We start from the raw sequence: 11,270 nt of genomic DNA, 5'->3' as shown, positions 1-11,270 counted from the left end.
GCCTGTACGGCACGAGGCAGGCGGTTCCTGTCTCACCGGCACGAAGCTCACGCGACCCGTTCGTGGGCGCGCACGATGCGCGGCCTCCGGCCGCCCGCGAAGACTCACCGTCATGACCAAGCGTGACCTGGCCCTCGCCTACTACGAGGCCGTGGACGCGGGCGACAACGACCGCCTGCTGTCGATGTTCCATCCCCGGGTGATCTACCGGCGTGGCGGCTACGCGCCGATCGAAGGCGCGGCCGAGCTGCGGCACTTCTACGAGAACGTACGGATCATCGAGCACGGGAGGCACATGGTCGACGCCCTCGTGTGCGAAGGCGATGAGGTGGCGGTGCGCGGCAGATTCGCGGGAGTGTCCCGCGACGGCCGTACGCTCTCGGCCGAGTGGGCGGACTTCCTGAGTTTCGACCGCGACCTGATCCGCCGTCGCGTCACCTACTTCCTCGCGCCGGGGGTGTGAACGTGTTCGACCTCATCGGCGACGGCGGGCACGAGCTGGTCATGTTCTGCAACCACCGCGACAGCGGGCTGCGCGCCGTCATCGCCGTTCACGACACCACGCTCGGGCCGGCGCTCGGGGGAGTGCGCATGCTGCCCTACGCCTCGGACGAGGAGGCCGTGCGGGACGCTTTGCGGCTGGCCAAGGCCATGACCTACAAGGCGTCGCTTGCCGGGCTCAATCTCGGAGGAGGCAAGAGTGTGATCATCGCGGACCCGTCGTGCGACAAGACCGAGGCGCTGTTCCGCACGATGGGCCGGTACGTCCAGACGCTCGGCGGCCGCTACATCCCCGGCGTCGACAGCGGCACGACCCAGGACGACCTGCGCGTGATCGCCCTTGAGGCCGACCATGTGTCGTGCGTCGGCGCCGACCCCTCCCCCTTCACCGCCCACGGCGTCCACGCCGCCATCGGCGCAGCGATGCTCCGCTTGCACGGCAGCTCCGATATGGCCGGTCGCAAGGTCGCCGTGCAGGGAGTCGGTCATGTCGGCGCCGCCCTGGCCGGCCTGCTGGCCCGTGACGGAGTCGAGCTCGTCCTCAGCGACGTGCGCATGGACGCCGCCGAGGCGCTCGCCGGGGAACTGGGCGCCAGCGTGGCCGAGCCCGACCGGATCGCGGCCGTTCCCTGCGACGTCTTCGCACCGTGCGCGCTGGGAGGGGTGATCGACGATCGCAGCCTGGAGACCTTGGACGCCGCGGTGGTGGCCGGTGCCGCCAACAACGTCCTGGCCGAGCCGCGCCACGGCGTGGAGCTGCACCGCCGTGGCGTGCTCTACGCGCCCGACTACTGCGCCAACGCCGGCGGGATCATCTTCCTGGCCGAGGAGATGCTCGGTCACGACGCGCCGGCGGCGGAGCGGCGGGTCCGCGGCATCGCCAGGACACTGGCAACGATCTGGCAGCGCTCATCTGGAGATGATCTGCCGCCGGAGGCGGTCGCCGAACACATGGCCGAGGAGCGGATCGCCGCGATACGGCGGCTGGGACCGCCGCCGCTGCCCTCGCGGCGGACCTACTAGCGCCCTGAGATGAGCCACTCCGTGGCCCTCCGGGCTGCCACGCCCATCGCGCGGTCGATGTCGGGCCTGTTCTCCCGGTGGTCGCGGGCCCTGGTGAAGATCGCCACGGCCGCGTCGCCGCCGTCCGGCAGGGTGACGACTCCGGCTTCGTTGCGTACGGCGGGCAGGGTGCCCGTCTTGCCTGCCCACTCGTATCCGTCGGGAAACCCCGAGGCGATGCGGTGCGGCCAGACCTGAAGGCCCATCACGCGCCGCACCTCGGCGCAAGCGTCGGGTGCGGCCGCGTGATCGGCCCAGATCCCGGCCAGCAACGTGACGACCTCCAATGCGGTGCTGCTGCAGGTCCTGGCCGGATCCAGCGCCGTCAGCCCGTCGACCACCTCGGCGGGCACAGCGGCCAGATCGCCGCCCGCGGCCTCCAGCGCCGGGCCGAGCTCGCTCATCAGTGACTCCACGATCCCGCGGGCCCCGCACGGGATGATCGTCTCCCGCAGTCCGATGGTCTCGATCGCCTCCTGCACGCGTGCGACCCCACCGATCCGCGCCAGCAGGACGTCGGTCGAGGTGTTGTCGCTGACCGTCATCATCTGCAGGGCGAGATCGCGCAGCGAAAGCTCCACCGGATCGGTGAACACCGACAGCCCGGTGGGGCCGGGAACGCGTGCTTCCTCGGTGACCACGACACGTTCGGCCGGGTCCAGTCGCCCGCGCGCGACCTCCTCGGCGTACACGAGCATGATCGGAACCTTGAACACGGAGGCGGTGACCACCCGGCGGTCGGCGTTCGCGCCGAATCCTTCCCCCGTGGCCAGGTCCAGCGCGTACATCGCGACGTCGGCACCGACCCGGTCGAACAGCTCGACGAGTTCGGCGACCGGTTCGGCCCGCATATCAGCTCTCGATCCTGCGCAGCGCGCGGCCGTTGCAGTGCAGGTAGCGGCTCCCGTCGGCGAGCTCCAGGAAGACCACTGCCTGCCAGTCGCCCGCCCCCAGGTGCCTGGCGACGTAGACGTCCCCCGCGGAGTGCGACAGCGGCCCGGTGAACGTCGTTCCGCCCAGGTGCTCGGCTGCCAGGCTGCCCAGGGTCAGGGTAAGGGCCAGCTCGTGCTCATCACCGGGCTCGACCGTCATGCTGACGTTGACGCTGTCGTACCTGCCGATCCACTGCTGGGCGCCGGCGGGCAGCGCTCCGCCCGACGGAGCCGGCCCGGCCGGGACCGTGATCCCGGCCAGGGCGGAGAAGAGCTCGGCGAACAGGGCGTCGCCGACCCTGCCGAAGTCGCCTCCGTTGGCCACGAGGGCGACGGCGAGGTCGGCGTCCGGCGCGAACCGCATCATGGCCCCCTGTCCGACGGTGCTGCCGTCGTGCCCGGCAACGGCCAGGCCGTCCCAGCCGGCGAGCATCAGCCCCAGGCCCCAGTGCTCGGCCAGCGAGGTGTCGGGCACGGCCACCTGCGGGGTGCGCATGAGTCGGGCGCCCTCGGCGGTCAGGATCCGCTCGCCGGACAGCGGCGACACGCCGTCGGCCGCCAGCATCCGGGCGAAGGCCACGACATCCGGCGCGCTGGCCGCGAGCCCGCCCGCGGGCGCCATCGAGCGCCGGTGTTCCCAGCGCGGCGCCAAGGTCGCGGCACCGTCGGGGCCGGGGACGTGCCCGTACGCGGCCCGGTGGCGCAGTACCTCCTCCGGCAGGCTCACGGTGCGCTCCACGCCCAACGGATCAAGCAGGTGCCGCCGCACGGCGACGTCGAACGCGTCACCTGTGACCCTTTCCACGACCCGGCCGGCGATCGCGTACCCGCTGTTGCAGTACGACATGACCGCGCCCAGGGGATGCGCCTGCCGCAGTGCTGCGCATGATTCCACGTACCGTTCCAGGGCGTCGTCCGCTCTGCCGGTGTCCAGGAAGTGATCGCCGTCGATGCCCGAGGTGTGGCTCAGTAGATGGCGCAACGTCACGGTCTTCGTCACCTCGGCGTCGGCCACCCGGAAGCCCGGCAGGTAGGACAGCACGGGCGCGTCGAGGTCGAGCAGCCCCTGCTCAAACAGCCGGACGACGAGCGCCGCCGTGTACGCCTTGCCCACCGAGCCGAGTTGGAAGACCGAGTCGCCGGTCGCGTTCACCTCCGTGTCCAGGTTGAGGACACCCGCCGCGACAGAAACCTGTCCGCCGCGGTGATGAACCGCCAGCGCGGCCCCGGGCACGCCGTGCTCGGCTGTCAGGTGGGCGAGCCGATCCCGCCAATGTCCTTCGTCCAGCGACATGAAGACTCCTCCGTCATGAGCGATGAACGCAGCTTGCTCGGACGGACCCTGCCTTCCCTCGTCGCCTCGCGAGAGAATCGTCGCCAAGTGTCGTGCCCGGCGACCAACCACATCACCTCAGCCACCGCCTGTGTATGCGCGCCCGGCCGGGAGGACGGCGGCGGGGACGGTGACTCAGCTTCCGTAAAACACCGCAATGTGAGCTAAATCACACAAGGCAGCCGCAAGTGATCTGCAAGCGGAGGCGTCTATCGTCCTCCCCGCGGAGAGGGCAGCCGCACCACTTAGGCTGTAAGAAAGAAAGGAGCCCCGGCTCTTGCGAACCGAGGCCTTCGTTCGTCAGTGTGGGTCTGCCGATTTCATCGGTGACCCGAAGTGGGCGAGGAGGGATTTGAACCCTCACGTCCTTTCGGACACACGGACCTGAACCGTGCGCGTCTGCCGTTCCGCCACCCGCCCTTGTGGGTGCTGAGAAACAGTAGCACGGAACAGCCGGTGCTACTGAACCCGGATACGATCGCATAAGACACGGGAGCGGAGGAGCTGGGCGCGACGCCGACGAGCGCCGGAATCGCCGCCGCGTGGTAGAGCGGAAACCAGGCGTCCAGCCTGCCTGGGGCCGCGATCATATGCACGGAGGAAGGGAGGTACCCGGTGGGAGTCCTTCAGCGCTTCGAGCGAAGGCTCGAAGGCTTGGTTGAGGGGGCCTTTGCGCGGGCGTTCAAATCTGACCTTCAACCGGTCGAGGTCGCCAGCGCGGTTCAGCGGGAGATGGACGAGCGTGCGGCGATCGTCGCCCAGGGTCGAACGCTCGTGCCCAACGACTTCGTGGTTGAACTGTCCACGACCGACAGCGAACGGCTTGAGGTCTACACCGACAGCATCAGCCATGAGCTGGCCAACCTCGCCAGGGAGTACGCCAAGGAACAGGGCTACTCCTTCGTGGGACCGGTCCGGGTCCGCTTCGAGACCGCCGCAGACCTGGCTGTGGGCTTGTTCCGCATCCGGTCGGGCGTCATCCGCGGCGCGACGGTCGAGCAGGACGAGATCCGCCAGCCGGCGAGCGACCTGCCCCCGTCACGTCCCAACGCGTTCAACGGGCGGCCCAGGCTGCTCGTATCCACTCAGGACGACCCGCAGGGCGACCGCTCCTACGAGCTCACCACTCCGGTGACGTTGCTCGGCAGGGGCACCGACTGCGATCTTCGTCTCGTCGACCCCGGCGTCTCGCGGCACCACGCGGAGCTGCGCGTCGAGGGTCACCAGGTGGCTCTCGTCGATCTAGGGTCGACGAACGGCACCTTCGTCAACGGCCAGCCGGTACGCAGGATCGAGCTCCAGAACGGCACGCGAGTGACTCTGGGGCGTACGACTCTGGTGTTCCGGCGCGATTAGGGGTAGACAAGCGGTCCATGTCCGAGCTCACGCTGCTGCTGATCCGGCTCGCCTTCCTGGCGGTGCTGTGGTTCTTCGTCATTGCCGCAGTCGGCGTGATCCGGACAGACTTGTTCGGATCACGTACGGCTCCGGCGGGTCCGCGAAAGAGCGCGAAACCCGCCAAACCGGTGGCCAAGCCCAAGAGCAAGAAGGGCGAGCCACGCCAGCTCGTTGTGACAGGTGGCCCGCTGCAGGGCACCACCATTAACCTCACGGAGACGCCCATCACCATTGGCCGGGCGAACAACGCCACGCTGGTAGTCAGCGATGACTACGCTTCCAGCCAGCATGCCCGGCTCTTCCCTCAGGACGGTCAGTGGATCGTGGAAGATCTCGGCTCGACCAACGGCACGTATCTTGACCGCTCGAAAGTCACCCGCCCGACCCCGGTGCCGCTCGGTGTTCCGATCCGCGTCGGCAAGACAGTCATTGAATTGCGCAAATGACCATCGCACTCCACTACGCCGCCCGCTCGGACGTCGGCCTCCTCCGCGAAGGGAACGAGGACTCGGCGTACGCTAGCGGCCGCCTGCTTGCCGTCGCCGACGGCATGGGCGGGCACGCACACGGCGAGGTGGCGAGCTCCGTCGCCATCGCCGCAATGGCCTCTCTGGAAGAGGCCCAGCCGGGGGGTGACCTGCTCAACGCCATCGAGGCAGCGGTACGCGACGCCAACCGCAAGCTGCACGAGATGGTGGGGCGGGATCCCAGCCTCAAAGGCATGGGCACGACACTCACCGCCATGCTCTGGCACGGCACCCAGGTCGCTCTGGTGCACGTCGGCGACTCGCGCGCCTACCTGCTCAGACGCGGGGAGCTGTACCAGATCACCCACGACCACACGCTGGTTCAGCAGCTGGTCGACGACGGGCGCATCACCCCCGAGGAGGCGGCCACCCACCCGCAGCGGTCGATCCTGCTGCGGGCGCTCGACGGCAGCGGTGAGGTCGATCCCGATCTCAGCCTGCGCGAGGCGCAGGTGGGCGACCGCTACCTGCTGTGCTCCGACGGCCTGTCGGGCGTGGTGAGCGCGGAGACGCTGCACGCCACGCTCACCAACATCGACGACCCGGAGGAGGTCGTCCGCCAGCTCATCGACCTGGCCAACAGGGGCGGCGGGCCCGACAACATCACCTGCGTGCTCGCCGACGTGGTGGAGTTGACGGAGGGGCAGCAGTTGCCCACCGAGGCCGCCGTCGTCGGCGCGGCGGGGATGAACCGCCTGCGGGTCGACTCGCCCGACACCTCGCCGGGACGGGCGAGCGCGGTGACCGCGCCCCAGCCGGTGATGGCCGTCGACGACGACTACGACGAGCCGGAGCCGGAGGCGCCCCGGCGGCCGGCCAAGCGTCGCCGGGCCTGGCCCGTGCTGGTCTCCGTCTTCGGCGTGGCCGTCGTCGCGATCGGCGCCGGCTGCTACTTCGGCTGGCAGTGGACCCAGGAGCAGTTCTACGTCGGGGCGAGGGGCGACGAGGTCGTCGTCTTCCAGGGGATCCAGCAGGAGGTCGGGCCCATCCGGTTCTTCTCGGTCGTGCAGAGCACCGGCAAGGCGCTGTCCAAACTCTCGCCCCCCGACCAGGCGCTGATCAAGGACGGCATTCCGGTCACCAACGTCGCCGAAGGCATGACGAGGATCAACAGCTTGAAGTTCTCGACGGAACAGAAGGACACTCCCACGACGACCGCGTCGCCGGATCCCACCGCGACGAAGGCGAAGCCGCAGTAGATGAGTGACCTGGCAGCCCCCTCCGTCGCCATGCCCGCCAAACGGCGCATGGCCCAGTTGGTCATGCTCGGGTTCGCGATCCTGATCGTCATGATCGCCTACGCCAACGTCGGGCTCGCCGTCGACGGCAAGATCCCCTCGGGCATGCTGACCTACGGCCTGGGCCTGGGCGGGTTCATGCTGGCCGCGTACCTGGTGCTGGCCAAGTTCGCGCCGTGGGCCGACCCTCTCCTGCTTCCCCTGGTCACGCTGGTCAACGGCATCGGCCTGGTGATGATCTACCGGCTCGAGGTCGCGGGCGCCGGCGGCGCCTCCGCCACCAACCAGCTCATCATGACCGGCGCGGGCGTGGTTCTGTTCGCCATCACGCTGATCGTGCTGCGCGACCACCGCGTGCTCCAGCGGCTGACGTACACCGCGGGCTTCGCCGGGCTGTTCCTGCTGATCTCGCCGCTGATCCCCGGGCTGGGCAAGAGCGTCAACGGCGCCAGGATCTGGATCGGCTTCGGCGCCGCCAGCATCCAGCCCGCGGAGCTGGCCAAAGTCGCGCTCGTCGTCTTCTTCGCCGGCTACCTCGTGGCCAAGCGCGACGTGCTGGCTCTGGCCGGGCGCCGGCTGCTCTTCATCGACCTGCCCCGCGCCCGCGACCTCGGCCCGGTGCTCATCACCTGGGCGGTCAGCCTGGGCGTGCTCGTGCTGCAGAAGGACCTCGGCTCCTCGCTGCTGCTGTTCGGCACGTTCATCGTGATGCTTTATGTCGCCACCCAGCGCACGTCCTGGGTGCTGATCGGCATCCTGCTGTTCGTCGGCGGCGCGTTCGTCGCCAGCCAGATCTTCGACCACGTGCACGCCCGCATCGAGGTCTGGCTCGACCCCGGCAACCAGAAGTTCTTCGACCGCGAGCTCGGCGGCAGCGCCCAGCTCATGCAGGGCATGTTCGCCATGGGCGCGGGCGGCATCCTCGGCACGGGGCTGGGCCAGGGCCACCCCGTTCTCATCCCGCTGTCGTTCTCCGACTTCATCTTCGCCGCCACCGGCGAGGAGCTCGGCCTGACCGGCCTGATGGCGCTGCTCATGGTGTACGCGCTGATCGTGGAGCGGGGGCTGCGCACCGCGATCGCGGCGCGCGAGCCGTACACCAAACTGCTGGCGGGCGGCCTGTCGTTCATCCTGGCCTGGCAGGTGTTCATCATCGTCGGCGGCGTGACGAACCTCATCCCGCTGACCGGCCTGGTCACCCCGTTCATGTCCCAGGGCGGCTCGGCGTTGCTGGCTAACTGGGTACTTATCGCCCTTTTGGTACGCATGTCCGATGCGGCCAGGCGGCCTCCGCCCCAGGCGATCCAGAACGAGGGAATGACGCAGGTGTTCCAGCGATGAACGGCACTCTGAAGCGCGCGGCCGTGGCCTGCCTGGCCATGTTCGCGCTCCTCATGATCAACGTGAACTACGTTCAGGCCTACAAAGCGGACGAGCTGAGTTCCGACGCGCGCAACAGGCGTAACTTCTACGAGCGCTATGCCGTGGAGCGCGGCCGGATCACCGCGAGCGGCAAGGCGATCCTCGCGCAGTCGGTGGAGACCAAGGACAAGCAGTTCAGGTTCATCAGGGAGTACTCCGACGGCAAGCTGTACGCGCACGTCACCGGCTTCTTCTCGCCGGAGAGCGAGTCCGCCATCGAGCGGTCGGAGAACGCGCTGCTCGACGGGTCCAGCCCCGACCTGCTGCTGAGGCGGAGCATCGACCTGTTCACCGGCGAGCCCACCAAGGGCGCCAACGTCGACCTGACCATCAACCCCAAGGCGCAGAAGGCGGCCTACGACGCGCTGCGCCAGAGCGGCAAGCGCGGCGCGCTCGTCGCACTGAACCCCAAGACGGGCGGCATCCTGGCGATGGTGTCGCTGCCGACGTACGACCCGGCCGAGCTGTCAGGCACCGACAAGGGCAAGGTGTTCCCCCGGTACGACGAGCTGGCCAAGGCCGACGGGCAGCCGCTGCTGAACCGGACTATCGCCCAGACCTACCCGCCCGGCTCCACGTTCAAGGTCGTGACAGCCGCCGCGTACCTGGAGGACGACTCCAGCCGTGGCCCGCAGACGGTCGTCCCCGCGCCACAGCGCCTCCCGCTGCCCGGCACCACCATCAGCCTGCCCAACTACGGCGGCGCGGCCTGCGGCGCCGGGCAGGTGCCGCTGGTGTTCGCGCTGGAGAAGTCCTGCAACACGCCGTTCGGCAAGATCGGCATGGACCTCGGCTACGACAAGATGCGGGAGCAGACCGAGAAGTTCGGCATGGGCCAGCCGATCTCCGTCCCGATGTCGGTGACCAACAGCGACTTCGGGCCCGAGGAGGACAAGGCGGCGCTCGCCATGGCCTCCATCGGCCAGCGCAGCAACCGGATGACGCCGCTGCAGATGGCCATGATCGCCGCGGGCATCGCCAACGACGGCAAGGTGATGAAGCCGTTCCTGGTCAACAAGATCAGCGACGCCAAGGGTGACTCGGTCGACGAGGCCAAGCCCGAGGAGCTGTCGGAGGCGGTCAGCTCCGAGACGGCGGGCAAGCTGCGCGAGATGATGGTCAGCGTCGTCAACAACGGCACCGCCAACCTGGCGCAGGTCCCAGGTGTCCAGGTGGCGGGCAAGACAGGCACCGCGGAGACCAGCGACGGCAAGCCCCCGCACGCCTGGTTCATCTCCTTCGCGCCGGCCAACGACCCGCAGATCGCGCTCGCGGTCATCGTCGAGTCCGGCGCGGCCAACGTCGGCGCGGAGGCGACAGGCGGCCACACGGCCGCTCCGATCGCGAAGGCCGTGATGGAGGCGGTGCTGTCCCGGTGATTGACGATAACGTGCTGGGTCATGCGGCTGAGTAACCGCTACCTCCTGCTCTCCCGCATCGCCTCGGGCGGTATGGGGGACGTCTGGCGTGCCCGTGACGAGCTGCTCGGCCGCGAGGTCGCCGTCAAGGTGCTGCGCAGCCACATGCACGCCGACCACACCTTCCGCGACCGCTTCCGCAACGAGGCCCGCATCACCGCCGCCCTGGCCGACCCGGGCATCGCCCAGATCTTCGACTACGGCGAGCAGAGCGACCTGGCCTACCTGGTGATGGAGCTGGTGCACGGCGAGCCGCTGTCGGCCATCCTGGCGCGCAACGGCTCCCTCGGCCCCGAGGTGACGCTGGACGTCGTCCACCAGACCGCCAAGGCGCTGCACGCCGCGCACGCCGCCGCGGTGATCCACCGCGACATCAAGCCGGGCAACCTGCTCGTCACGCCCGAAGGCGCGATCAAGGTGACCGACTTCGGCATCGCCCGCGCGCTGGAGGCGGCGCCGGTGACGCAGACGGGCACCGTGCTCGGCACCGCCCAGTACGTCAGCCCCGAGCAGGCGCAGGGCCTGCCGCTCACGCCGTCCACCGACCTGTACTCGCTCGGCGTGGTGGCCTACGAGTGCCTGGCCGGGCGCACCCCGTTCAAGGGCGACACCCAGGTGGCGATCGCGCTCCAGCACCTGAACGAGCCGCCGCCACCGCTCGGCGTCGACGTGCCCGCCGCGGTGCGCGAGCTGGTCATGGCGCTGCTGGCGAAGGAGCCGGGGCAGCGTCCGGGCTCCGCCCTGGAGGTCGTCGACCGGGCGTACGTGCTGCGCGATTCGCTGGCCACCGCCGAGCAGGGCGCCGACCTGAGCATGCTCACCGACCCGGGCGGCTTCCGCGTCCGCGAGCGGCACTCCGAGCCGACCACCGACGACCTCGGCGGAGCCGACACCGAGCTGCATGAGCCGCCCACCATGCCGCCCGCCTCATCCCCGCCCCGGCGGTCGAGGGGCAGGCGGACCCTGGCGCTGGTGGCGACGGCGGGCTGCGTGGCGGCGGTGGGGCTCAGCGCCATCACGCTGGCGCAGAGCCGGCTGACGACACCGATGTCGCCGGATGTCGCCGACCCCACCGAGTCTGTACTGTTCACACCGGTGCAGAAGCCGTCACGCACCAAGACACCGCACACGCGCAGACCCCCTGCGGTTCCGGCGAAGTCGAAGCGGCCGGTAACCTCACGGTCGGCTACCGTAAACACGCCGGCTTCTCCAACCAAGAAGCCGACACCCAAACCGACCCCGACCATTCGTACCCCGACCCCAACACCAACCCCAACGCCCACCACCACGCCGACAACACCGACACCGAGCTCCTCACCAGACCCGGGTCACACAGACCCGGTGAACGGCGGGACTTCATGAAACGCGGGGTCGATGATGGATACCGGCGGCCCCCGATCAGGGCCGGATGCCGGAGGCGTACACCGGAGGCGAAAGCC

Annotated in this window: 10 protein-coding genes and 1 tRNA gene; 8 read left to right on the top strand and 3 right to left on the bottom strand. The window is 69.4% G+C overall.

All coding sequences use genetic code 11. The annotated features are described in order from the left end of the window. Positions 1 to 112: 112 nt before the first annotated feature. Positions 113 to 463, top strand: coding sequence for a nuclear transport factor 2 family protein (locus tag ABT294_RS30530; RefSeq protein WP_350809746.1), 351 nt, complete (start codon positions 113 to 115; stop codon positions 461 to 463). Positions 464 to 465: 2 nt separating this feature from the next. Continuing rightward, on the top strand, positions 466 to 1,524 hold the full coding sequence (locus ABT294_RS30525) for a Leu/Phe/Val dehydrogenase (protein ID WP_350809745.1): 1,059 nt from the start codon (positions 466 to 468) through the stop codon (positions 1,522 to 1,524). Here ABT294_RS30525 and ABT294_RS30520 read toward each other — a convergent pair. From ABT294_RS30520 to ABT294_RS30510, 3 genes are all read right to left on the bottom strand, one after another. Then, entirely contained in the window at positions 1,521 to 2,414 is an 894-nt protein-coding gene (locus ABT294_RS30520; RefSeq protein WP_350809744.1) for a serine hydrolase, read from the bottom strand. The genes ABT294_RS30525 and ABT294_RS30520 overlap by 4 nt on opposite strands. A 1-nt stretch (position 2,415) precedes the next feature. Further along, a complete protein-coding gene (locus ABT294_RS30515; protein ID WP_350809743.1) occupies positions 2,416 to 3,789 on the bottom strand; it encodes a serine hydrolase domain-containing protein in 1,374 nt (457 codons plus the stop codon). Positions 3,790 to 4,165: 376 nt separating this feature from the next. After that, a tRNA-Leu gene (locus ABT294_RS30510) sits at positions 4,166 to 4,248 on the bottom strand. 195 nt (positions 4,249 to 4,443) lie between these two features. On the opposite strand from ABT294_RS30510, the gene ABT294_RS30505 reads away from it, so the two are divergent. Genes ABT294_RS30505 through ABT294_RS30480 form a run of 6 tightly spaced genes read left to right on the top strand, consistent with a single transcriptional unit; the run spans position 4,444 to position 11,193 of the window. Further along, on the top strand, positions 4,444 to 5,184 hold the full coding sequence (locus ABT294_RS30505) for an FHA domain-containing protein (protein WP_350809742.1): 741 nt from the start codon (positions 4,444 to 4,446) through the stop codon (positions 5,182 to 5,184). A gap of 17 nt (positions 5,185 to 5,201) precedes the next feature. Then, positions 5,202 to 5,672 carry an FHA domain-containing protein FhaB/FipA gene (locus tag ABT294_RS30500; protein WP_350809741.1) on the top strand — a complete coding sequence of 157 codons (471 nt, stop codon included), beginning with the start codon at positions 5,202 to 5,204 and terminating at the stop codon, positions 5,670 to 5,672. Beyond that, complete coding sequence (locus ABT294_RS30495) at positions 5,669 to 6,952, top strand: Stp1/IreP family PP2C-type Ser/Thr phosphatase (RefSeq protein WP_350809740.1); 1,284 nt, start codon at positions 5,669 to 5,671, stop codon at positions 6,950 to 6,952. The genes ABT294_RS30500 and ABT294_RS30495 overlap by 4 nt, the downstream gene beginning before the upstream one ends. Continuing rightward, complete coding sequence (locus tag ABT294_RS30490) at positions 6,953 to 8,332, top strand: FtsW/RodA/SpoVE family cell cycle protein (RefSeq protein ID WP_350809739.1); 1,380 nt, start codon at positions 6,953 to 6,955, stop codon at positions 8,330 to 8,332. Next, complete coding sequence (locus ABT294_RS30485; protein WP_350809738.1) at positions 8,329 to 9,792, top strand: peptidoglycan D,D-transpeptidase FtsI family protein; 1,464 nt, start codon at positions 8,329 to 8,331, stop codon at positions 9,790 to 9,792. Before ABT294_RS30490 ends, ABT294_RS30485 begins: the two co-directional genes overlap by 4 nt. A gap of 21 nt (positions 9,793 to 9,813) precedes the next feature. Next, positions 9,814 to 11,193 (top strand): serine/threonine-protein kinase, encoded by a 1,380-nt coding sequence (locus ABT294_RS30480; RefSeq protein ID WP_350809737.1) that lies wholly within the window; start codon positions 9,814 to 9,816, stop codon positions 11,191 to 11,193. Positions 11,194 to 11,270: the final 77 nt, after the last annotated feature.

Source organism: Nonomuraea sp. NPDC000554 (assembly GCF_040300065.1).
Lineage (GTDB): Bacteria > Actinomycetota > Actinomycetes > Streptosporangiales > Streptosporangiaceae > Nonomuraea.
Note: the sequence above shows the minus strand (reverse complement) of the source record. Positions and strands in the feature narration are given on the sequence as shown.